The sequence below is a fragment of the Arthrobacter sp. GW460-12-1-14-TSB2 genome, from assembly GCF_059423525.1.
On record NZ_JBWKYC010000009.1, the window covers coordinates 147,510 to 169,805 of the forward strand.

Below are 22,296 nucleotides of genomic sequence, written 5' to 3' on the forward strand. Positions count from 1 at the left end.
CCCCCCCCCCCCCCCCCCCCCCCCCCGCCTCCTTGGTGCAGGGGTTGTTCGGCTACCGTGCCTGCAGCCCCGGCACGCCGTCCTGGATCGCGAACGATGCCTTCGTGGAAACGGGGGCGCCCGGCGTCGTGACGTAGTCCAGGGTGCGGAAGTCCGCGGTCAACGCGTTCTTGGTGATGCGGGTGTTCACGTAGCCACGGTTGTCGTTGTAGAACTTCAGGTGCGGGTTCCAGGGCATTACCGGATCGACTGTGGAGCCGGTGCCGTTACCGGTGGAGGTGATGGAGGTGCAGACCAGTTCGGAGCCGACCACGGGGGAGGCAGGGTCCTTATAGTCCACCTTGACGTCGTTGGCCCAGTTGCGGTGCACGTCGCCGGTGAGGACGACGGCGTTGCGGACGTTCGCGTCCACCCAGCCCTGGGTAATGCGGCGGCGGGAGGCGGCGTAGCCGTCCCACCCGTCCATGGAGACGTCGTCGATCTCCGGCGCCGCGTTCCGGTCCTTTTCGGCGAAGAAGACCTGCTGGCCCAGGATGTCCCAGCGCTGGGTAGAGTTCCTGAACCCGTCCAGCAGCCACTTCTCCTGCTCAGCGCCGGTGATGGTGCGGTCCTCGGCGAGGCGTTCCGTGACGTTCTTCTTCCAGCCGTCGCCAGCAAGCTGGTCGTCCCGGTACTGCCTGGTGTCCATCATGTGGAAGTTGGCCAGCTGGCCCCACTGCAGGGTCCGGTAGATCTTCATGTCGGCACCCGCCGGCACCGAGGAGGCCCGCAGGGGCATGTTCTCGTAGTACGCCTGGAACGCGGCGGCGCGGCGCTGCCGGAAATGCTCGGTGGTGTCGTTCAGCTGCCCGGCGTCCTCGTTCTCCGGGACGTCGTCCGCCCAGTTGTTGTCCACCTCGTGGTCATCCCACACCACCAGCCAAGGTGCGATGGCGTGCGCGGCCTGCAAGTCGGCGTCGGCCTTGTACTGCGCGTGCCGCTGCCGGTAACCGGCCAGGCTGGTGGTCTCGGGACCCTCATGGTCGCGCGGGTTGCCGCCGCCGATCACGTAGCTGTCCTTCTTGTACTCGTACAGGTAATCGCCCAAATGCAGCACCAGGTCCGGGTGGTCCTGCGCCAGCCGGGAGTACGCGGTGAAGTAGCCGTGCTCGAACTGCGCGCAGCTGGCGAATGCCATGGCCAGCGCCGCCGGCGTCTCATGCAGCGCCGGGCTGGTGAGGGTGCGTCCCACCGGGCTGATGTGCTTGCCGGCGCGGAACCGGTAGAAGTATTCCCGCCCGGGCCGCAGGCCCTTGAGTTCGACGTGCACCGAGTGGGCGGTTTCGATCCGGGCGTGCTCGACGCCGCGGGCTACTACAGTGCGCATGCTTGCGTCTTCAGCCACTTCCCACGCCACCGCGACGTTGCGGGAGGGCATGCCGCCCAGACCGTCCTCCGCTACGGGGTCAACGGCCAGGCGGGTCCAGATCACGAAGCCGTCCGGCCACGGCTCGCCGGAAGCGATGCCGAGCATGAACGGATCGGTGCGGAGACCGGCGTCGTCCGCGGTTGACGTGGCGAACGCTGCACCCGGCAGGGCGGCCACGAGGCCGGCCCCAAGGCTGGCGGAAAGAAGGGATCTGCGTGAGATGTTATCCATGGATGAGACCGTAGGAAGGCCGGTTGGACAGGCTGTGAGGACAGTCTGAATGGGCGGTTAACTGCGTGACAAAGATTGTCGAGGTGGCTTTGGTCCGGAGTTACTCGTTGTCATTACCCACTACCGCGTCCGGGTCGCGGTTCCGCAGAGGTATCTTTGGGCAGGGGGGCCGTACCGGTCAAGTCCTACACCGGTGTCGGAGTTTGCCCGCGGCACGGCCGAGCAGCAGCACGTCTCCGGTGTCAGCGTCGACAGCGATGTCGTCATCATGACTGAGGAGAGTGACTGGTGAGCAACGCCAGCGAATGGACTGCCACGCTCAAAGCATTCCACGAGAAACAACTGGACCGTCCCCGCCGGGTGTACCGGCTCGGCCGCACCAAGGTCCTCTTTTCGGGTGGCCACGCCGCTTGCACTGTGGGTGCGGCGGTTGCGGCATCAGCGTTGGATTTTCCCAGCTTGGCGTTTTGGATTGCCATCGCTATCGGCTTTTTCGTGGGAAAGTTCCTCTTCCCGGTCCCTCGCAGCAGCGTAGCGAGCCGCTATGGTTCCAAGGAGCTGGCCAGGAAATCTCCCGGCGACCTGGACTACATGACGCCGGCGGAGATCCGGGCGTACCAGTACAACGCCCAGTTCATCCAAAAGGGCGTTACGCCGTTGGCCCTGGGGACCGAAGAAGCCCTTGGCCGCCAGTCCGAGGCGGTCAGGACGGTGTCCCTGGCCGCGGGCGCTGACGCGGGGTTGTTGGCTCACCGTTCTCTCGCGGATGTCAGGGAGTACGGGCGTACTGCCGACCGTCACGATCTGCTTGAGCGCCGATGGCGCCAATACGAGATGGACCCTCAATTGCAGTTCGATTTTCCCGCCATGACTGATGCCTCCCTCCCGACAACCTCGGCAATGATCAGGGCTAGGCACACCGCTGGTCAAGAAAGAACCACAGGCAACCCGGCGGACTACAAGCTGGCTGTGGACAGGTTTTCGCAGACTCTGGCAGCAGCGGAACAGGCGGCCGGCGTTCCGTAGCCGTTTGCTCTTCCACCTTAAAGTGGTGACAGGTTCAGCCCCTGAGTAATACCTTGGGTTTCATGCGAGGCACAGTCGCGGCCATGCCGCAGCTCGACGGTGTGACCCACCGGTGGATCGATGTGCGCGGGTTAAACATGCATATCGCGGAGGCCGGGAACGGGGAGCCGGTTTTCCTGCTCCATGGATTCCCGCAGCACTGGTGGGAGTGGCACGGCGTCATTCCCCGCCTGGCCGAGCACTACCGGGTGATTGCCGTAGACCAGCGCGGCTTCGGCTGGACCGATGCACCTGCGGACGGCTACAACGCCCGGACCCTCATCGAAGACATCATCCTGCTCATGGGCGAGCTGGATATCCCGCGGGCGCGTTTTCTCACTCATGACTGGGGTTCCGTTGTTGCCCAGCTCCTGGCCATGGAACGGCCCGATCTGGTTGAGGCGCTCGTTGTCACGGGTACCCCTGACATGCACATCAGGCCAAACGCCAGGCTGCTGGGGCTCTTCCCCAAGCTTTGGCACGCCTTCGCGCTCGCGGCTCCAATAATCGGTCCGCGTCTCCAGCGGAACGATAAGTTCACGCGGCACCTCTTCACGGCCTTCGAGCCCGCAGGCGGAGTGGCGGAGGAGGACATGGAGCTCTACGGGGTTGGGATGGCCCAGCCCGAGAGGGCGCGGGCAGGCTCAGCCCTCTACCGCGGCACGATCCTCCCGGCGTTCATGGCCATCATTTTCGGGGCGTACGCCAAGCGCGACTTCACGGTGCCGACCCTCGCCCTCATCGGTGCCAGGGAGCCGTCCGCGACTCTTCAGGAGATGGGCCACCGGCCCGGGCACGGGGGCAACGTGACCACGGAGATCCTTCCCGGCGAGGGCCACTTCCTCGCAGACCACCGACCTGAGCTGATTGCCGACAGGGCTCTGCGGTTCTTCGCGCTGCGGCCGGACCGGTAGATGGCGGGCGGATAACGGCCTGCCATCTGTGAACGGATTTTGCTGGAGATGCACGTTTGTGCACAGGCCCATGAGAGCTCTCTCAAGGGCTAAGTGCAGGCGAAACAGCTACTGACCAGTAACAACATTCCAAACTGGGCTGTTTGCGGCGGGGGAGAGTGCTCCGCCTTGTGATGCTTTTTTGGCGCACGTTCGTGCAGCCCGGCCCAGGTGGAACGGCAGTGCTGCCTAGCATGGAAACCGGCCGATGCGTGATGGCCCCTAACGACCATCACCGCCGGCCGCCCCCGCTGACACGTAAACAAAGAGGTTTCTATGTCACTGCTATCCAAAGCTCTGTCCATCGCCGCAGCCGCCGTCCTTGCCGGGTCCCTCACGGTTACTCCAGCCCAAGCGGGCACCTTGGACGTTGCCCCGCCGGGAGCCAACGACTGGTCCTGCAAACCAACCGCTGAGCATCCGTATCCGGTCATCCTGGTGCCTGGAACGTTTGAGAGCATGGCGAAGAACTGGTCCACCTTGTCGCCGTACCTCAAGAGCGCCGGGTACTGCGTCTTCGCCCTCAACTACGGCGAGACGAACGGCGTATATGCCACCGCCCCGGTTGCCGACTCCGCGCAGGAACTTGCCCCGTTCGTGGACGCGGTGCGTGCTGCCACCGGCGCCAAGAAGGTGGATCTTGTGGGCCACAGCCAGGGCGGAATGATGCCCCGCTACTACATGGGCTTCCTCGGCGGTGCCAAGAACGTCAATAAGCTCATTGGCATCGCACCCTCCAACCACGGCACCGAGGGCGTCATCGTCCCGCCGCCGGGCTTTGTACAGGATCCGGACTACACCGGCCTGGGCTGTGCAGCCTGCGCCGACCAGCAGGCGGGATCGGCATTCATGCAGAAGCTCAACTCCATCGGCGACACCGTGGCAGGACCGTCGTACACCGTCATCTCAACGGTCCACGACGAAGTGGTCATTCCTTACAACAGCCAGTTCCTTAGCGGCGCGGCACAACAGGTCACGAACATCACCATCCAGGACAAGTGCCCGGCCGATCTCTTCGAGCACGACCAGACGCCGAACGACCCGGTGGTTCACCAGATCGTGGCCCATGCACTTGGCAAGCCTTCGGGTCCTGCAGACCCGGCCTATCAGCCCGCCTGCATCTAGCAGTCGGCAGAACAACTAACTAACGACGGCGGCCGGCAGCAAAGCCGGCCGCCCGCCGTCGTCATGACTACTTGGGGGAGTTCAGGGCGTCGAACCGATTAGAGTGTGGCGGGAATCGTGCGCCCCGGGAAGAGCGTGGAGTACTGCCGCCGATACATCCTGCGCCCCACGAGACGGTAAGCAAGACGGACCGGCGGAGGGATCTCCTTGAACAGCTCCTTCCGGTCTGCGGGAGGGTTCGTGGCAAGCACCATGCCGAGGTAGGCGACCATGAACTTCTTGTCGAACTGCTCGATCCCGTGCTGGCCAACTCCGTTCATTTCCTTCTCGTCCATCACCCTGTCCACAGCGGGCATTACCTCAGTGACCTCGCGGCGCAGGTGCATTTTGAGGACTGCGGACAGGTCCTCGTAGCGCGTGGCGAGTTCCTCACCGGCCTCTGCGTCAGCCGTCTCCATCCATCGGAGGCGGATTGGCTCGATTCCCTCACGCCGTTGTGTGACCTGCCGGTGCTGCTCGAGCATCTGCGCAACGTGCAACGCGCACGCCGGTGCTCGCTCCGTCAGTCGCGGATACATCAGCAGGTCCTCGCCCTCGTGGTGGATATGCAGCACCTTGTCGAAGTTGCCGAGTACTTCGCCCACGTAGGCGGCGCGGGAGGTGTCACCGGCCGCTGCGGAACGCACAAGGCCCGGTGCCTCGTCATAGGCCCAAAGGAAAAAGCGGTGGATGCGCCGCATGGCCGCCGTCCCGGTGCAAAGAACGGGCCCAGGTGGTAGCGGAGCTGCGGTCTCGCCGGGCTGCATAGTGAAGAAGTCAGTCATTGGGTGGCCCCTAACGGCAATCAAGCGAAACCAGGACCTCTCCCCGGCAGCATCGTATCGCCCGCCGTCATACCGAACAATGGCCAGGCCGCCTAGTTTCGCCGGGGGTGCTTAACCCGTCCGGCCGGGTGAGCGTGCCTTGGCGTCGGACTAAAGTCCCTGTTTTGGAGGGCGGTTCCGGCGTAGGTTGAAGCTGGGCTCCGAAAATGCTGGGCCCGCACAAAAGGGGGCATCATGACCAGGCCCAGGCTTACGGCATTCAGCGTTCTCGGGCTCTGCACCCTGTTCTCGCTCTCGGCCTGTTTCGGCCCGCCGACCCCGGCGCCCACAAGCAGCTCCGCCGCCCCGCCCACGACGTCGACCGCGTCGCCCACGACAGCGAGCCCGTCCGCGTCTCCCACGACAGCGGGACCGTCCGCGGCCAGCCCGTCGGTCACCACGACTCCTAAAGCGGCTGCCCCGCCGTCGTCCACCCCCGCGAGCCCGCCGGCCGCGCAGGAACCAACACCCACCGGGCTCCCGGAGCAGGTGGCCCCGCTGACCATCTACTACGTCGCCATCGACGACAACGGCATTTCCGGGCCAAGGATCGGCTGCGGCGACAGCCTCGTCGCCACGACCACCGCCCCGGTCCGTTTCACGGACCAGGTGGGCCCCAGCATCGGGACCCTGCTCGCGAACAAGAACCGCAACGTCGGACTGTCAGGGCTCGTGAACGTCTTGTACCAGTCGAACCTCAGCTACGTCGGCGGTGAGCTGGAGGGCGGCACAATCACCATCTACCTCACCGGGCAGTTCATGCTGGGCGGCGTGTGCGACATCCCGCGCGCCAAGGCACAGCTGGTGTACACCGCCATGGCCGCGGCCGGGGCCACGAACGCCCGAGTGTTCGTCAACGGCCGCCCGATCGACGAGGTCCTCAGCCTCAAGTAATGCACCTGTGGGCCGAAGTGCAGACGCAGTTGCGCGGTGATGAAACGGCCGCCAATCGGCAATTGTGAATTGCCAAAAGGCACTATCCAGTGGGCGAATTCTGCCGCAAGATAACTGAATGAAAAAGATCCTGGTAGCCGGTGTCGCAGCAGTAATCATGGGCCTCAGCGGAATTGCCGCAGCGGTCCCGGGCAACGCGGCTTCGGCGCCGTCACATATCGCGGGACAAATCATGGTTAAATTCCGCGACAATGGCGCGGCAGCCGGCGTTCTTCGCCAGCATGGGCTCAAGGAGGGCGCCGGTATCGGCAGCACCGGTGCTCAACTCATCAAAGTGCCGGCTGGCAAAGAATTGAACCTTGTCGAGGCCCTAAGCCGGAACCCGGCAGTTGAGTATGCCGAGCCGGACCAGACTGCTACTGCCGATTCCGACGACCAATATTTTCCCCGCCAATATGCTCTGCAAAACGACGGCCAATCATTTAGCAACACGCTCAGCACGATGACTGTGGCCGCGGGCACGGTGGACGCCGATGTGGACGCCGTCGAAGCATGGAGTGTTACGACCGGCGGCGGCACGAGGGTTGCCATTGTCGATTCAGGTGTGGCGATCGACAACACCGATATCGCACCGAAGGTTGTGGCACGCGCCAACTTCAGTGATGCGGCAACCGGCGAAGACAAATACGGCCACGGCACCCACGTCGCCGGCATCGTTGCTGCCATCCGCAACAACAATATTGGTGTCGCAGGCGTGTGCCCGGATTGCAGCATCCTGGACGTCAAGGTTCTCAACGACAACGGGTCCGGTTCCAGCTCAGCCATTGCCAAGGGCATCGACTGGGCCGTGAACAATGGGGCCCAGGTGATCAACATGAGCCTCGGACTGCGCGTCTCTTCACGCACGCTTGAGACGGCCGTCAACAACGCCTGGAATCGGGGTGTGGTGCTGGTGGCCGCGGCCGGTAACGCCGGTACTCCGGCCCAGATCTACCCGGGCGCCTACCCCAACGTTATTGCAGTCGCTGCAACGGATAACAGGGACGACAAAGCATCCTTCTCAAGCTACGGCGCCAAGTGGGTTGATATCGCGGCGCCGGGTGTCAACGTCTACTCGACCTTCCCGAACCACCCCTTCGTCCTGGGTACACAGAACGGCCGGGCCATGGGCTATGACGTTGCCAGCGGCACCTCAATGGCCTCGCCGATCGTGGCCGCCACTGCCGCTCTCGTCTGGAGCACGCAGGCCTGCCCTACTAACGCTGACGTCCGCGCAAAGGTCGAATCAACCGCCGAGAGAAAGTCCGGCACTGAATCCTTCTGGGCGAACGGCCGCGTGAACGCCTTCAAGGCCGTCGCTGGGACCTGCCCTTAGCCGCGGGAGGCTGCCCTTAGGGACGAACGCCGGCGGCATAGCCGCCGTCGTACGTCCCTTCAGCGCGTTGCTTGATGCCGCGCAGCATGCCGACTTCCATGTAGTGGTGCAGCGGGTCGCCGATGAAGAAGTCCATGCCGCGGGCCAGCAGCATTGCGCCGGGCACACGATGAAGGGCGAACGCGATGGCCTTGGTCAGCGCCGGGGCATCGGCCGCGGCACCCTGAGCCGCAGCACTGATGTAACCCATCCCTCGGCACCGAACAATCAAGCGGGTGCGGTTTCCCGAGAGAGGACGCAGTACAAACGCTTCTCCCGCTACGAGGTGCCGGTGTGGCTCGATCTCCGCCACGGTCGCGTAGACGCCACCGCCATAAGGCACCAGGTCGCCGACCTTGAGGTCCTGCAGCTCCGGGTGAATACGCGTCGCCGAGTGCTTTCCTTCGACGTACCGGGCGTGGAACATCGCCCGTTCCACGAGGTCGTGGGTGTAGAAGCCGGCGCGGTAGATCCCCATTTGCACTATCCACGGCCAAACGCGCTCCGGCGGCGCGTCGATGGTGATGGCCCGCGTGCTCTGGAACGCTGGACGGGGTACATGACCCTCGCCGGGCAAAGGCTCAACGGCTTCCCCACCCTGCGTCCCCCAGCGCAGCATGGCCGGACGCCACACCAGATAGGCCGCAACCTTGACGCCCAGTGCTCCGCCCAGAACCAGCAGCTTCGTGCGATTTACCATCCCGCTCACCTGCCTAGTGGTAGCAGCCGCCACACTCACAGCCTCCGCGCGGTCCCGCAGCCGGGGAAGTGCCGAAAGTCCCCGCCACCCGCCGTCGTGAATGGCTTTTTCATTCTTGTCAGCCCCGCGCGCCGCGAGGAGACTTGCTGTATGCCGTCCGCTAGCGCCGGGGGCGGTTTTTCTCCTTTCGGGGGCCGGCGCCCTCCTGGCTGGTCGGGGAAGTCGTGGATGCATCGGGGTTGCGGGACGAGTTTGTGGTCGTCAACGGCGAGGCGGCGGGACGCCGGATCCGCATTCCGCACGGCACGACCACCATCGGCAGCGGCGAAGGCTCAAGGCTGCGCCTGCCGGTGTCCGGAGTCAGCCGCCGCCACGCTGAACTGACTTCGCTGGACGGCCGGACAATCCTTACCGACCAGCAGTCGCGCAATGGCACCTGGGTCAACGGCTATGAGATCACCTCGCCCAAAGAGCTCGCCGACGGCGATGAGGTGGGGATCGGACAGGTGCTGCTCCGCTTTGTTGAAGGGACGTACGACGGCGGCGGCTCACCTCCCGAAGCGGCGGGCGGCCGGGAGGGGCGTCGGCCCGCCCCGGCGGCTGTAAGGAAGAAAGGTCTCGGCGCGGCGCTGCTCTTCGCGGCGGCGATCAATGTGGTGGGGCTGATCGGCAATAGCCTGACCGCGTTCCTGACCGAGCTGACACCGACGTGGACGTGGTTCGTCACCCCGGCCATGGGCCTTGCTGTTGCCCTGGGCGGCGAGGCGCTCGATTACGTCAAAGACAAGCCACAGCCGGCGCCCAAGCGGGCGAAGCCGCAGTATCGCCCGTCGAGCCTCGGACAGCCGGCAAGACCTGCACGCCCGTTGAGGCCGGGACACCCGGAGGCCGCGCCGCGTACGCGTTCCCGTCCAGTTATCGCCACGTTGCTGGTGACCTTGCTCCTGCTTGGTGGCGGCGGATGGCTGCTGGCAGCAGGAGCGAGCTACGCCGTCGGATACTTCTCAGGGAACGAGGAAGGCACCCAGCGGCTGGCACGCCAGGTGGTGACGGAAGCGCAGGGCGTCACTGTGACCGTGCTAGGCGTCCAGAGCACTGCCCACTTCACCCGGGTGGAAATCCATGTGCGTAACGGGACCAGTAGCTCCATGTCGCTGCCCCTCTTCCATAACGCCATCCTCACCGGCCCGGACGGGACGACGTTCGATGCCGATGCCTTCCGCAGCAGCTGGCAGCCCGAAATACCGCCCGGGGGACAGCGCAAGGGGACCATCAACTTCGAGAGCCAGCTGCCTGACACGGGCGGCACGGTGTCCCTCAGCTTCGTGACGGTGTTCATGCAGGGGTTCGACGGGCCGCGGTCGATCACCGTCCAGGACATCCCGCTGATGCCGGTGGTAAAGCCGCTCTGAAAACCCGTGTACAGTAGAGACCGTTGTTGTGTTTGTATTTGGTAGTTCAGGCAGTACGCGGGGTCGAAAGTCCTCGTTCTTCTGAAGTAGCGGTTTTGAACACCCCACACCGGAGGACCCGAAAGTCGGGACAGTTCCTCCACCTTCACGAAGGACATAAATAATGGCTACTGGTACCGTCAAATGGTTTAACGCTGAAAAGGGCTTCGGCTTCATTTCCCCCGATGACTCCTCACAGGACGTTTTCGCACACTACTCTGCGATCAACTCCTCCGGCTTCCGCTCCCTCGAAGAGAACCAGAAGGTCTCCTTCGAAACCGAGCAGGGCCCCAAGGGTCCCCAGGCTGTAAACATCCAGGCTATCTAATTTCTTAGATACCCGGGACCGTTTAGGTTTCATAAAGCAGGGCCTGCCATTCATTTGGCAGGCCCTGCTTTTGTTTAAGCTGTTCTTGTGGGCAGGCTGACTGCTACAGCGTCAGCGCCAGAATTCGGTGAGCTGCCCGGCAAGGGCGCTGCCCTGCTCGTAACCGGCCCGAGCGGCGGCCGGACGCAGGGACAGATCCATCGCATTGGCACCGAATAGGTGCCCGGAGTCGGTATCCGGGAAGATCGTTTCGACTCGGCTTCCACGTGCGCGTAGTTCGTCGACCTGTGTTGCAAGATGCATGCCCCAGTTCACCGGAGTCCGTGATCTGCCGCCGAAGGGTGACAGGACCAGCACCCGTGCGTACCCGGCTGCCAGATCGGCATTGTCGGCGTTGGACCGGTAGCCGCCGTCGATGTATCCGTTGTGCCCGATCCTGTAGGCGAAGCCACTGGCACAGCTGGCGGCGACGGCGTCCACCAGGTCGACTCCGCTGTGGCGGTCGAACACCACCGGTTCACCGGTATGGGCATCGACCGCCGTGATGAGCACCGTTCGCTCGGGCCAGCGCTGGCTGGGCAGCCGGGTGGCGACGGTGTCGCGCCACCGCGTTTGCCCTGAACCGTCCGACGCCGCATCCAACTCGAGCGCCGCCGCACCCATTCTGCGGCGCATGTCGGCCGCATCCTCGGCGGCGGCGATGATGCGGCTTGTTCTCTCCATATGGTTCGCCGCTGACCCGGTGCGGACGCGTCCGCCGTCGGATCCTAGCGGGGCAGTCCGTTGCCGGGGTTCGGCGGAAAGGATGCTGGCAAGCAGTTGGGTGGGGCTCGCGCCGGTTATCTGGGCTGCAGCCGTCGACCCGGCCGAGGTGCCGATGATCAGATCGGCCTCGGTCACATCCAGCCCGGCATCGTAGAGGCCGGCGATGACGCCGATCAGCCAGGCGTTGCCTGTCGATCCGCCGCCACCGAGGACCAACGCCCGCTCGCCGGCGCTCGTTGCAGCGGAGTTCAGAGGGGAAGAAGGTGTTGTGTTCATGGGAGTCGCCCTTTCGCGAATTGCCTGTTGGGCGCTCCCGGCGGCGACTACCTCAGTCGCGCGATCGTGGACTGCGGGGGAGCGCCCACTATGGATACTGCGTTCATGGGACTCACCTCCTGCCGAAAGATCACGATCTCTCGAAAGCTACCACGCCCGCGACCCGGTGCGCCACCGGTATCTTGGGTGCCTCCTGCAAGCGCAGGGCAGGCTCAACCGCCGTGCCTTTGCATGAGGAACGCATCGAGCGCAGGATTCCCGATTTCCTTCGCCAGCCACGGCACAGCCTGCGCCGCGGCCTCATCACCCAGCACCGCACGGTGGGACTGCGCCCGCACCGCAAACTCCCGCATTCCGCTGCGGCCGGCCAGCTCGGCGAGCTTCTCCACGAACTTCGACGCCCGCGGCGAGCCCATTGCTATGGCAACCTCCGCTGCCGTGTCCAGCAGCCGGGCCGTGTACCAGAGGTACCACGGCTTGGGCTCAAGCCCCCGGTCTATCCAGTGCTCGGCTGCGGCGAGATCGCCGTGCGTCAGGAACAGCCGGGCCTCTGCGCCGGCAGCGAGGGCCATATAGCAGTGGTCGCCGGCCAGGTCCGCCATCACCCAGGACCGGTCGATCATGGCTGCGGCTTCCTCCAGCTTTCCGGCAGCCAGGTAGGTCTCACCGCGTACTCCGTCGACGAACGGCTCGAATGCCGTCCAGTGCTCCTCCGCAATCCAAATCAGTGCCCGGTCCAGGGAAGCAGCCGCCTTGTCCAAGTCACCGCGGAGCAGGTGCACCCTGCCAAGCAGCGCCTCGCTGAACGCCTGCTGCCGGCGGTTCGCGACCGCCCTGGCCAGCCGTCCGGATTCGGTCAGCGCCGTCACGGCATCCTCGTACCTCGCTGTATCCGAGGCCAGCATCCCCTGGATCGCCAGGACCCTCGCCTGTTCGTCCGGGAATCCCTCAGCCGCCCGCAGCGCCCGGTCCAGCCACCCGGCCGCACGGTCCGGGACACCGCGCTGCACGGACAAGTAGCCCAGCTCGCGGTACGCCGCAGCGGCAGTCCGGGAGGCGCCGTCGGGCCCTTCCGCCTGCAGGGCGCGGTGCAGGAAATCCGCCACCTCCGCGCCGCGCCCGCCCGCCTGGTGGATCAGGGCTCCGGACAGGGTCACGAGGGACTCGGCGACCAAATGCGCGTCGCCGGTGCGCTGGGCGAGCACCACCGCGAGCCGCAGCTGATCGAGGCCCCGGTCCACGGCGCCTGCCCAGAGTGACGCGCCGCCGGCGTCGAGATAGGACCGCACCGTCGCTGCGGTGGCCGGCATCCCGGGGTCCGCCTCCGGAGCCGCATCGGACAGCGCCCGCCGGATTTCCGCGGGCAGCGGCAGCCCAAGTTCCTCGCGGTAGAGGTTGCCGCATTTGGTGACGTGCTCGCGGGCGCGGCGGTGCTCGCCGAGGGCCACGAGCGCCTTGACGAGGACGGCGTTGCAGTCCGCGTGGAAGGGATCGCGGTGCAGGGCTAGCGTTGCCAGCTCGGCCGCCTGGCCGGGAGCGCCCGTAGCCAGGGCCGCCAGCGCTGCCTCGTACAGCAGGGACTGGACGACGTTGTCCAGACGGTAGCGCTGGTCCGCCAGCCAGGAATCAAAGACCGGGGAATCGGCGAAGGACAGCCCTTCCAGCAGCTGGCCGCTGAATCGCCGCGGATCAATGCCCGGAACTCCGGCCGAATCGACCACTTCCAATGCATCGCAGCGCCACGGCGGCTGAAGGGTCAGGCGCAGGGGATCACCGGCAACCGTCACGCCGTCGAGCGTCCGGCGCAGCTCGGACAGGTTCCAGCGCAGGGCGCCGAGGGGATCCTCGGCATCAGGGAACAGCAGCGATGCCGTGCGGGAGCGGCCGGTGCCGTCCGCCTGCAACGCGAGATAGGCCAGCACTGCCCAGGCCTTGCGGCCTCTGGGCTGCATGGGAGTTGCGCCGGGGGTCTCGATCGCGGGCGGACCGAGGAGCCGAATCCAATTCTCGGCCATACGGCTCATGGTACGCCGCGGGCTCTCCGGCGTCTGCGGGGCTCACACGTTTGCTCACACGCCTGCCGGACACACTGAAATCACCCTATCCGCACACACTCACTCGAGGTGCAACACCATGGAACTGCTCGGCATCCTGCTTCTTGGACTCTGGGTTCTTAGCGTTACCGTCCGCGCCGTTTTGACCGACGGCCGGGGTCACCTGCCCGACATCCGTTCCACTGCGCCGTGGACGGCGGGCAACCTTCCCAGTGCGCCATACGCATCGCCGCGGATCTAGCCGGGTCCGACAGCTTTAAGCACGTTCAACCACGGAAAAGAACGACGGCGGGAGGCTGGCAATCGCTGCCGGCATCCCGCCGTCGTGCGCTGCTTCCCGCGTTCGCTGCTTCCGACCTTCGCGGCGTCAGCCCTTGTAATCGTAAGCAAGCGACGCAGGGAGGGGGCCCTGCAGCATCTCAGCAGTGATGCCGTGGATTGCCTGGATCTTCTCCCCGAACCATTGATCGTGCGGATCGTCCGAGTTTGCGGCGGTCTGGAAGGACTTGGCCAGATCCTCGGCTTCGTGGAACAGGCAGGCAAAGTCCCCCTGCGGGGTCTGCATGAGGCTGACAACTTCCCGGGTCAGGCCCATCCGCTCGCGGGAACGCCGGTGTTCCTCCTTGCGGGGGCCTTCAATCTCCTCGATGAGCGACTTCCACTCGTCCAGTTTCCCGGGCAGAATCGGCGCGAACCAGGTGATGCATTCCATGACATGTCCTTCCACGCAGTTGCTTCAGCACTGATGCGGCGGGTAGTCCGACCGTGGCTGTGCACCTGCATGGTAGTCCTGCAGAAAGGAGCGGGATAGGGCCTTTTGGCGAGTGACCGACTGCCGCCGCCTGGCAGTAAGATCAGCCGCCGAGCTCCAGGACCAGCTCCACGTCCACGTCGTCTCCGGCGAGGATGCCGGCCGCCGTCCGGATGGCCTTCTTGACCGGGAGGACGTACGAGCGGCTCTTGCTCTCCGGGAAGATCGACGTGGACCAGATGTTGCCCGCGATGGATGCTGTGACCTTCACTGAGCCGAATCCCTTGCGGAAGGGAGCGGCCTCGTCACTGATTTCGTCCGCCAGGTCCTGTGGCAGTGTGATGAAATGCCACCCGGCTTCCTCCGGATAGTGCCACAGCTCGCCACGAAACGAATATGTCGCCGTCACGTCTTGAGTATGGCACCGGCTGCGGTTTCGGCAAGCTCCACGGGCGGTTCACACCCCCGCCACCACCAATTCACCCGCCCCGGCAACGATAAGCAGCGTGACTGCTTTCACCCGCCGAAATGTCCTCAAAGGTGCCCTTGCCGCCGCAGGTGCTGCCGCCGTCGTGCCCTTGGTTTCGACAGGCTCAACCGCCGCCGCTCACGCCGGCGTCGCGCTGGTCCGCAACCGCCTGACCCTCCCGTCCGGAATCGCCACCGGCGATGTGACCGCCGATTCCGGCGTGCTGTGGTCCCGGGCGTCGGGCCCCGGCCGGCTGGTGGCCAACCTGCTCGCCGTGGACGAGGACGGTGTGCCGCTCCGTGGTGGCCGTGCCTTCCAGCGCGTGCTGCGGGGGAGCGCCGCCAGCGAGGCCACCGACTTCACCTCGCGGATCAATGCCGAGCATCTGCCGTCGGGCACGCGGTTCGCGCTGAGTCTGCACTTCGAGGACGCCGACGGCAACGCCGGCGAAACCGCGCAGGGCTCCTTTAGTACCGCGCCCGGAAACGGTCTGCTCAGCAGCGGCCGTGCACCCCGCAGGCAGAGCTTCGTCTGGACCGGCGATACCGCCGGCCAGGGCTGGGGCATCAACGAGGAGATCGGCGGCATGCGCGGCTACGCGGCCATGCACGCCACCGAACCGGACTTCTTCATCCACTCCGGCGACACCATCTACGCAGACGGCCCCATCGCCTCGCAGGTCACCGAGCCCGACGGGCAGATCTGGCGAAACCTTGTCACCGAGGAAGTTTCCAAGGTGGCCGAGACCCTCAACGAGTTCCGCGGCCGGCACCGCTACAACCTGATGGACCGCAACGTCCGCGCACTGTACGCGGAGGTGCCGGTGATCGCCCAGTGGGACGACCACGAAACCCACAACAACTGGTACCCCGGAGAGATCATCACCGACGCCCGTTACACCGAACGCCGCATTGACGTCCTCGCCGCGCGCGGCCGCCAGGCCTGGCAGGAATACCAGCCAATCTCCGGGCTCAGCACCCGGATCGGCGACGGCAGCACGGGATTCGAACCGGCGCGCATCTACCGCAAGATCTCCCGCGGCCCGCAGCTGGACGTCTTCTGCCTGGACATGCGCACCTTCAAGGACCCCAACACCGACGGCAAGGAAACGCACCTCACCCACATCCTGGGCCAGGAGCAGGCCGACTGGCTCATCAGCGAGGTCAGCAAGTCCAAGGCGACCTGGAAGGTCATCTCCGCCGACCTTCCGCTGGGACTGATCGTCCCCGACGGCCCGGTGAACCAGGAATCCCTCGCCAACCGCGACGCCGGCGCCCCCCTGGGCAAGGAGCTTGAGATCGCGGGAGTGCTCTCCGCGTTGAAGCGCAACCGGGTTAAAAACGTGGTGTGGCTGACGGCGGACGTCCACTACTGCGCCGCCCACCACTACTCGCCCGAGCGAGCAGGCTTCACCGACTTCGACCCCTTCTGGGAATTCGTGGCCGGCCCCATCAATGCTGGCAGCTTCGGCCCCGGTGAACTGGACGGCACCTTCGGCCCCGAGAGGGTGTTCTACAAGACCGGCGCCTACGCCAACCAGTCACCGCGCAGCGGCGAAAACCAGTTCTTCGGCCACGTGGACCTTAACAAGGACGACGTCTTCACCGTCAGCCTCCGCAACGCCAACGGCACTGTCCTCTGGAGCCAGGAGCTGCAGCCGAAACGGTGACGGTGTGGTTCCGAAGGGGTCGGTCAGTCCGCGATGTCCACCGACCGCTGTTCGGCGTCGCTGAGCCGGGCGGCGTCCAGGACGTCGAGCGTGTGGACAGCCTCGGTACCCGGGACAGGCTCGGGTCCCTTACCGGCAACGGCCAGCGCGAACTGCTCGTAGTAGTGGTGATACGCGCCCTGCTCGGACGGCACGCGGACCTGGCCCGCCGCCGTCGTAAGCGTTCCCCAGCGGCTCTCCTCTTCGTAACCCCACGCGGCGGGATCGTCCGCCGGGCGTTTGCCGGCTATTGTCGCGAGGGCCTGAACATCGGACTGCTGGGACACGTAGCTTCCCTCGGAGCCGAGCAGCCGCAGTTCCCGCGCGACCAGCCGGTTGCTCTTGGTGGCGGAAACGTGGGACTTCACGCCGCTCCGGTGCGCGATGGTCACGAAGAAACCCGAGTCGGTGCGTCCGGCGTCCAGGTCCACCCAGTCGAGCGTGGCGTAGACGCTGGCGGCCGGGCCGAAGAGCCACAGCGCCTGGTCCACCAGGTGGCTGCCGAGATCGCGCAGCAGTCCGCCCGCGGGGCCGGCTTCGAGGGTGTCCGGCTGGTCGAGGTCGAAGCGGGACTCGAAGCGTGCCACCTTGCCCACTGCGCCGGAATCCACCACGGAGCGAAGGGTCCGGATGTCCGTGTCCCAGCGGCGGTTGTGGAACACGTTGAGGATCACGCCGGCGTCCGCGGCTGCCTTCACCAGTTCGCGCCCCACCTCGGCGTTCGGGGCGAAGGGCTTGTCCGCCACGACGTGGACACCGGCCCCAACCGCCTCGAGCACCAGCTCGCGGCGCGTCTCCGGGGGCGTGGTGATGACTACGGCGTCCACGCCGGCGGACAGCAGTTCGGTGAGGGAATCGTAGAGCGGCACGTCCGGGTACTCCTCCGCGGCCTGCGCGCGGCGGGCGGGGGAACGGGTCACGATGCCCGCCAGTTCCACCCCGCTCGCGGCCGTGATGAACGGGGCGTGGAAGAACCGCCCGCCGAAGCCGAATCCAACGAGTCCAAGTTTCACAAGATCTCCTTCGTCCCCGTGAGGGTGTTTGTTAGCGCATGGCGCAGTTTGTCCTTATGTTAGAACAAACTTCCTTGGGTTGGGAAGGGTCCGAATCTCAGGCAGGCGGGCTCTTCCGTACCGGCGAGTAGAAACCGTGCTAGCACGGAAGTGCGGGAGGGGTGCCCGGATTCACTATGGATACATCGGAACGCGCGGGAAATACCGGCGGAACCGACGCCTCAATCCAAGCCCCGAATCAACGGGCAGCACGCCTCATCCACTCGCATCTTTCCCCTCAGGAGCACCTTCATGTCCGACGCACCAACCACCAAGAAGTCCTACACCGCCCGCCGCAAGGTTGCCCTGCTGACCGCCATCGGACTCGGGGCGGTGGCGGCACCGTTCGCCCTGGCTGCCCCGGCCCAGGCAGCCGGCACGAACTATGCCTGCTCGGTTACGCCGCTCCGGCCCGTGTTCGCCGGCCACAACTCCGCCGGCGTGAAGCTGGTGGACTACCAGATCCAGCTCCGCTGCAGCACGGACCGCTACGTCAACATCACCCAGCAGCGCTGGGAGGAAGACGACTGGCCCAACGGCGACGACCACCTGGGCACCTCCACGTTCAGCCGCCACCTGAACCAGTACAGCGGAACCGTGACCATCCACAATGTCCGCACGCTGGTGGACGGCGAGATCGGCAACGAGGAGATCTACCAGAAGGTCAGCTTCCAGGAAGGCAGCAACGGCGTGTGGTCGCCGTACACCGGCTGGTACACCAGCGGCGTCACTTCAATGTCGAACTGACGCCCGTCCCGGGGGAGCTGCTGCGCCGGCTGCCCGCAACGCCCAAGGCCCGGTTCCCCCAAACCGGGTCTTGGGTTGTTTTAACCTGGCCGGCCGCTGCCGCCGTCGGGCCCTATTTACTCTGGGGAGGCCCCGCCCCGCCCAAAAGTGCGGGACACTGGAAGTCACACCACCCACGAAAGCGGACCACACTTTGATCAATCTCCAGCAGGACGCCGACGGCTTCATCAGGATGAACCGGCACTTCCCGGAAAAAGTCCGGATCGCCGTCACCTTTGCCGACGGCACCACGGAGGAGCTCTCCGGCGGCAGGCTCAACAAGGCCTACGACGACGCCCTGGCCGAATTCCGCGCCCAGAACCACCTGGACGCGCGGGGATATTCGCGGTCGCCGAAGAAGAAAACCAGCTCGGGAAACAAGATCGAGTTTGTGCCCGTCCACCCCGGCATGGGCGACTGACTCCGGCAGCACGTGCCCGGAGCACGAGGAGGCAGCGCATGGAACCGAACGGAGGACCGGGCACCGGGCTGACGGACGCCGCCGGCGCCGGCCGGCTCGACCCGCTGCTGTACCCGTGGGATCCGCCCGAAGCCTCGGGCGTCATGGACCGCGACGGCTTCATGCCCCTTGACCTCACTGGCCTGGATGAAGCCCTCGCGGAGGCCAACGCGGCACCGCTGGACTCCCGCTTCCTTGTGGTCTCCATCGGCTCGAATGCCAGCGCCGACGTGATGCGCCGGAAGTTCGCCGCCTACCACCAGCCGGTCAGCCCGGTCCTGCCCCTGGTCCGCGGGCAGCTCAGCAACATCGCGGTGGGCCACTCCGCCCACGTGAGCAAGGCCGGCTACATCGCCGCCGCTCCCTACCCCCGGCCGGGTGAGTGCACCACCGTGTGGGTTTCGTGGCTGGACGAACTCCAGCTGCTGGCCCTGGACGAAACGGAGCCCAACTACCGGCGGATACAGTTCGACGGCGACACCTGTCCGCTCGTGCTTGACCAAGGCGGCCGTCCGGAGGACTTTTCGCTGTTCACCTCGCGCTGGGGCGTCCTGACCGATGGCGACGGCGGGACGCTTCCCTTCGTGGACCAGCCAGCCCTGTTCGGGCTGCTTGCCGGGAGCGGCACCGGGGAGCATCTGGAAGCGGGGCAATCGGTGTTCGACGGGCCGCCGGAACTCGTGGCCGAGCAGCTCGCCCTGCCGTCGGTCCAGGCCTGGGCCACGGAGTGGTTCAGCTCGGCCGGGCTGGCCGCGCCGGTGGACTTCGACGGGCTCTGATCCGGATAACCCGCGTCTCCGACAACCCGCGTCAGCCGCCGCGTCAGCGGGCGGCGATGTGCTCCGCAATGTACTTGGCGTCGCGGCCCACGCCGGCCACGATCGACGAACCGTGTCCGGTCAGCCAAGGCAGCCCCACGGCGTAGAGGCCCGGGTGCTCGGTGACCCCTCGCTGATGCCGCGGGTAGTTCCACTCGTCCAGCACCGGAATGTCCAGGATGCCGAAGTCCAGCCGGTAGCCGGTGGCCCAGATGACCGACGTGATGTTCGCGGCATCCAGGTTCAGCCGCGCCGGTTCGGACGGCAGCCAGTCGTCCCTGCGCGGCGGGTCCGCTTCCGGTGCCGTAATCCCTGCAGCGGCGATGTAGGCATCGAACATCGGCCGCATACGCTGGTAGAACGTGCGCTCAACAACGCCCAGGCGCTCCGGGAGGTCGTCGCTGAAGGTGAGTTCGCCGTCGTCGGCTGCTTCCAGGTGCCCGTGCAGCCGGACGCCCTGGCGGCCGAGGTCGCGCAGATGGATGTCGTGGCCGCCATCGGCGCCGGAAACCAGCGGGTTGCACATGAATCGCGCGGCGGGGGAGGGCAGCTGCCCCACGGTGAGGCCGTTCAGTCCGTAATCGGGCCCGTGCTCGGCAAGGTGCATCATCCAGAAGAGGAGGTCCTGGCCGCGGTACCGGCGGGGCGCTTCCGGGCAGGTGGACACCGCCAGGTGGATTTCCCGGCCGACGGCGAGCAGTTCCTCGGCGATCTGCCCGCCCGACTGTCCGGTCCCCACGATCAGGACGGCGCCATCCGGCAACTGCTCCGGATTGCGGTAGCTGTCGGTGTGCAGCTGCACGATGTGGCCCGGGAACCGCGCGGACAATGCGGGGATTTTCGGTTTCTGGTAGCCGCCGGTGGCCAGCACCACGTTGCGCGCCCGCCAGGCTCCCTCGGTGGTCTCCACGCTGAAGCCGCCGTGCTCCGCCGGTGCAATGCGCGTGACGTCCGTGCCGGTCCGCACCGGCGCGCCGATGGTCGCGGCATATTGCCGCATGTATTCCACGACGTCCGCGCGCGGCATAAAGGCCTCCGGTGCTGGTCCGTCATAGGAACCGCCGGGCAGCGCAAGCGAAAAGTTCGGGGTGTTCAGGCAGAAGGCATCCCAGCGGTCCTGCCAGGCGCCGCCCAGGGCGGCACGCCGTTCCAGTAATAGATGTTCGACGCCGGTCCGGCCCAGCCAGTAGCTGGTGGCCAGGCCAGCCTGCCCGGCTCCGATAACAAGGGTGTCCAGCATCGGTCCCATGCAAAAACCATACGCCGGGCCGGGCAGGTTTCAAGGGGGTGCTGCTGGGGTTCGGAGCGGGCCGGATGGAGGCTTGGCCGGCGTCTTGCAGCGTCCGTCATGCCGGCGGCGCGAGCCGGCCGCCCGGCGTCGTGCGTAATTTTTCGGTGGGCACAGCGCCGCTGAACTCGTTTGTCGCCGGAGTCTGCAACAATACTGGAGGTGTCCGGACGGCTCAGCGTCCGGCACTATCTGTTTTTGCAGCCCGGGCTCCGTGGCCGCGGAAGGTGGTACGCATGCCGATGTGGGCGCAGGCCATGTTCTGGGGAACGCTGGCGGGAGGCGCGCTGGTGCTGGGTTCCTGGCTGTCGTGGAAGTGGACCATCCCTCCGAAGCTGGTGTCCTCCATCATGGCCTTCGGCGCGGGCGTCCTCATCTCCGCTCTCGCGTTCGAGCTGGTGGACGAGGCAGTGGACGGCGGCGGGCTGTGGCCCACGGCGGCCGGATTCCTTGCCGGTTCCGTGGTGTACGTCAGCGCCAACGCCCTGCTGGCGCGCTCAGGTGCCAAGCACCGCAAACGGTCCAAAGGCCAGCAGCCCTCCGAGAAGGACAGCCCCGGCAGCGGCACGGCCATCGCCGTCGGCGCCCTCCTGGACGGCATTCCGGAGTCGGTGGTCCTCGGGCTGGGACTCATCACTGCCGGAACCGTCAGCCCCGCGATGCTGGCCGCCGTCTTCATCTCGAACGTGCCGGAAGGCCTGTCCAGCACCGCAGGCATGAAGAAGGCGGGCCGAAGCGCCGGGTATGTCTTCGGCGTCTGGGGCGGCATTGCCGTGCTCTGCGGCCTGGCGTCCCTGCTGGGCTACACAGCGCTGGAGAACGCTCCCGCTGAGGCCGTCGCATTCATTACCGCGGTGGCAGCCGGCGGCATCCTGGCCATGCTGGCCGACACCATGATTCCCGAGGCCTTCGAAGAGCACCACAACCTCACCGGCCTGGTGGCGTCCGTGGGTTTCCTCTCGGCGTTCACCATCCACCACGTCGGCGGCTAGGGTTAGACGCGTGGCCCGGTGTGACCCACTCCATAAAAGTCCGACGCCGGCTGCTTGCGTTTTTGGGGCGGCTAGTTGGGCAAAATTCGCCGCCGTTTCGGGGTTTTGCGGCCCGCACGTGTGGTGTGGGGGTGGATTTGTGCCGGGTGCGTGTGGCGTGTAAAGTAATTCGAGTCGCCGCCGCTGATGCGGAAAGATAGCGACCGACCCCCTTGTTGAACGGCCTGGAAAACGGCGCTTTTGTGGCGTGCGGAAACCGGGTGGGGATCCTTCCTGTGGTGCTTGTGGTTGGCGGAAACGCCGGTTTGCATGGTGGTCCGGGATCGGGTAAGTTTGGAAAGTTGCTCCGGAGCGATCCGCGACCAGAAGTTGGTTGTGGTGGTGCCGGGTGTGTCTGTTGTTTGAGAACTCAATAGTGTGCCAAGTTTGTTGATACCAATTTATT

At 65.9% G+C, this 22,296-nt stretch carries 22 protein-coding genes; 13 read left to right on the forward strand and 9 right to left on the reverse strand.

Features of this window, described 5'->3' with window-relative positions; all coding sequences use genetic code 11:
* Window positions 1–52: 52 nt before the first annotated feature.
* Window positions 53–1,639: an alkaline phosphatase D family protein gene (locus AC07YR_RS12895; RefSeq protein ID WP_494734187.1), complete on the reverse strand. Its 1,587-nt coding sequence runs from the start codon at window positions 1,637–1,639 to the stop codon at window positions 53–55.
* A 288-nt stretch (window positions 1,640–1,927) separates the two neighbouring features.
* On the opposite strand from AC07YR_RS12895, the gene AC07YR_RS12900 reads away from it, so the two are divergent.
* The 3 genes from AC07YR_RS12900 (at window position 1,928) to AC07YR_RS12910 (ending at window position 4,782) form a co-directional block, all read left to right on the forward strand.
* Window positions 1,928–2,665 (forward strand): hypothetical protein, encoded by a 738-nt coding sequence (locus AC07YR_RS12900; RefSeq protein ID WP_494734188.1) that lies wholly within the window; start codon window positions 1,928–1,930, stop codon window positions 2,663–2,665.
* A gap of 62 nt (window positions 2,666–2,727) precedes the next feature.
* A complete protein-coding gene (locus AC07YR_RS12905; RefSeq protein WP_494734189.1) occupies window positions 2,728–3,618 on the forward strand; it encodes an alpha/beta fold hydrolase in 891 nt (296 codons plus the stop codon).
* Between the two features lie 315 nt (window positions 3,619–3,933).
* Entirely contained in the window at window positions 3,934–4,782 is an 849-nt protein-coding gene (locus tag AC07YR_RS12910; protein ID WP_494734190.1) for an esterase/lipase family protein, read from the forward strand.
* Between the two features lie 98 nt (window positions 4,783–4,880).
* Here the strand turns inward: AC07YR_RS12910 and AC07YR_RS12915 are convergent, their stop codons facing one another.
* Window positions 4,881–5,606 carry a hemerythrin domain-containing protein gene (locus AC07YR_RS12915; RefSeq protein ID WP_494734191.1) on the reverse strand — a complete coding sequence of 242 codons (726 nt, stop codon included), beginning with the start codon at window positions 5,604–5,606 and terminating at the stop codon, window positions 4,881–4,883.
* A gap of 234 nt (window positions 5,607–5,840) precedes the next feature.
* Between AC07YR_RS12915 and AC07YR_RS12920 the strand changes: the two genes are divergently transcribed.
* Window positions 5,841–6,539, forward strand: a complete 699-nt coding sequence (locus AC07YR_RS12920; protein ID WP_494734192.1) for a hypothetical protein — start codon at window positions 5,841–5,843, stop codon at window positions 6,537–6,539.
* 118 nt (window positions 6,540–6,657) lie between these two features.
* Complete coding sequence (locus AC07YR_RS12925; RefSeq protein ID WP_494734193.1) at window positions 6,658–7,914, forward strand: S8 family serine peptidase; 1,257 nt, start codon at window positions 6,658–6,660, stop codon at window positions 7,912–7,914.
* 16 nt (window positions 7,915–7,930) lie between these two features.
* On the opposite strand, the gene AC07YR_RS12930 is transcribed toward AC07YR_RS12925, so the two are convergent.
* The gene (locus AC07YR_RS12930) at window positions 7,931–8,653 is read right to left on the reverse strand and encodes an SRPBCC family protein (RefSeq protein ID WP_494734194.1); all 723 of its coding nucleotides are present in this window, start codon (window positions 8,651–8,653) and stop codon (window positions 7,931–7,933) included.
* Window positions 8,654–8,877: 224 nt separating this feature from the next.
* On the opposite strand from AC07YR_RS12930, the gene AC07YR_RS12935 reads away from it, so the two are divergent.
* Entirely contained in the window at window positions 8,878–10,065 is a 1,188-nt protein-coding gene (locus tag AC07YR_RS12935; RefSeq protein WP_494734195.1) for an FHA domain-containing protein, read from the forward strand.
* A gap of 163 nt (window positions 10,066–10,228) precedes the next feature.
* Window positions 10,229–10,432 carry a cold-shock protein gene (locus AC07YR_RS12940; RefSeq protein WP_003806113.1) on the forward strand — a complete coding sequence of 68 codons (204 nt, stop codon included), beginning with the start codon at window positions 10,229–10,231 and terminating at the stop codon, window positions 10,430–10,432.
* A 111-nt stretch (window positions 10,433–10,543) separates the two neighbouring features.
* Here AC07YR_RS12940 and AC07YR_RS12945 read toward each other — a convergent pair whose 3' ends face one another.
* Both AC07YR_RS12945 and AC07YR_RS12950 read right to left on the reverse strand, forming a co-directional pair.
* Window positions 10,544–11,473: a patatin-like phospholipase family protein gene (locus AC07YR_RS12945; RefSeq protein WP_494734196.1), complete on the reverse strand. Its 930-nt coding sequence runs from the start codon at window positions 11,471–11,473 to the stop codon at window positions 10,544–10,546.
* A gap of 212 nt (window positions 11,474–11,685) precedes the next feature.
* Window positions 11,686–13,488 carry an AfsR/SARP family transcriptional regulator gene (locus tag AC07YR_RS12950; RefSeq protein WP_494734197.1) on the reverse strand — a complete coding sequence of 601 codons (1,803 nt, stop codon included), beginning with the start codon at window positions 13,486–13,488 and terminating at the stop codon, window positions 11,686–11,688.
* Window positions 13,489–13,606: 118 nt separating this feature from the next.
* Between AC07YR_RS12950 and AC07YR_RS12955 the strand changes: the two genes are divergently transcribed.
* Window positions 13,607–13,768 (forward strand): hypothetical protein, encoded by a 162-nt coding sequence (locus tag AC07YR_RS12955; RefSeq protein ID WP_200939319.1) that lies wholly within the window; start codon window positions 13,607–13,609, stop codon window positions 13,766–13,768.
* A gap of 126 nt (window positions 13,769–13,894) precedes the next feature.
* On the opposite strand, the gene AC07YR_RS12960 is transcribed toward AC07YR_RS12955, so the two are convergent.
* Window positions 13,895–14,239 carry a DUF6176 family protein gene (locus AC07YR_RS12960; RefSeq protein ID WP_055799077.1) on the reverse strand — a complete coding sequence of 115 codons (345 nt, stop codon included), beginning with the start codon at window positions 14,237–14,239 and terminating at the stop codon, window positions 13,895–13,897.
* Window positions 14,240–14,381: 142 nt separating this feature from the next.
* Entirely contained in the window at window positions 14,382–14,687 is a 306-nt protein-coding gene (locus AC07YR_RS12965; RefSeq protein ID WP_494734198.1) for a DUF1905 domain-containing protein, read from the reverse strand.
* Window positions 14,688–14,784: 97 nt separating this feature from the next.
* Here AC07YR_RS12965 and AC07YR_RS12970 point away from each other — a divergent pair, with 97 nt between their 5' ends.
* Window positions 14,785–16,416 carry an alkaline phosphatase D family protein gene (locus tag AC07YR_RS12970; RefSeq protein WP_494734199.1) on the forward strand — a complete coding sequence of 544 codons (1,632 nt, stop codon included), beginning with the start codon at window positions 14,785–14,787 and terminating at the stop codon, window positions 16,414–16,416.
* Between the two features lie 23 nt (window positions 16,417–16,439).
* Here the strand turns inward: AC07YR_RS12970 and AC07YR_RS12975 are convergent, their stop codons facing one another.
* On the reverse strand, window positions 16,440–17,468 hold the full coding sequence (locus tag AC07YR_RS12975) for a Gfo/Idh/MocA family oxidoreductase (RefSeq protein ID WP_494734200.1): 1,029 nt from the start codon (window positions 17,466–17,468) through the stop codon (window positions 16,440–16,442).
* A gap of 291 nt (window positions 17,469–17,759) precedes the next feature.
* Between AC07YR_RS12975 and AC07YR_RS12980 the strand changes: the two genes are divergently transcribed.
* From AC07YR_RS12980 to AC07YR_RS12990, 3 genes are all read left to right on the forward strand, one after another.
* Window positions 17,760–18,254, forward strand: a complete 495-nt coding sequence (locus AC07YR_RS12980; RefSeq protein ID WP_494734201.1) for a hypothetical protein — start codon at window positions 17,760–17,762, stop codon at window positions 18,252–18,254.
* Window positions 18,255–18,447: 193 nt separating this feature from the next.
* Window positions 18,448–18,714, forward strand: a complete 267-nt coding sequence (locus tag AC07YR_RS12985; RefSeq protein ID WP_436056958.1) for a hypothetical protein — start codon at window positions 18,448–18,450, stop codon at window positions 18,712–18,714.
* 38 nt (window positions 18,715–18,752) lie between these two features.
* Window positions 18,753–19,532: a hypothetical protein gene (locus AC07YR_RS12990; protein WP_494734202.1), complete on the forward strand. Its 780-nt coding sequence runs from the start codon at window positions 18,753–18,755 to the stop codon at window positions 19,530–19,532.
* A gap of 43 nt (window positions 19,533–19,575) precedes the next feature.
* Here the strand turns inward: AC07YR_RS12990 and AC07YR_RS12995 are convergent, their stop codons facing one another.
* Entirely contained in the window at window positions 19,576–20,820 is a 1,245-nt protein-coding gene (locus tag AC07YR_RS12995) for a flavin-containing monooxygenase (RefSeq protein ID WP_494734203.1), read from the reverse strand.
* A 275-nt stretch (window positions 20,821–21,095) separates the two neighbouring features.
* Here AC07YR_RS12995 and AC07YR_RS13000 point away from each other — a divergent pair, with 275 nt between their 5' ends.
* Complete coding sequence (locus tag AC07YR_RS13000) at window positions 21,096–21,851, forward strand: ZIP family metal transporter (protein ID WP_494734204.1); 756 nt, start codon at window positions 21,096–21,098, stop codon at window positions 21,849–21,851.
* Window positions 21,852–22,296 lie beyond the last annotated feature (445 nt).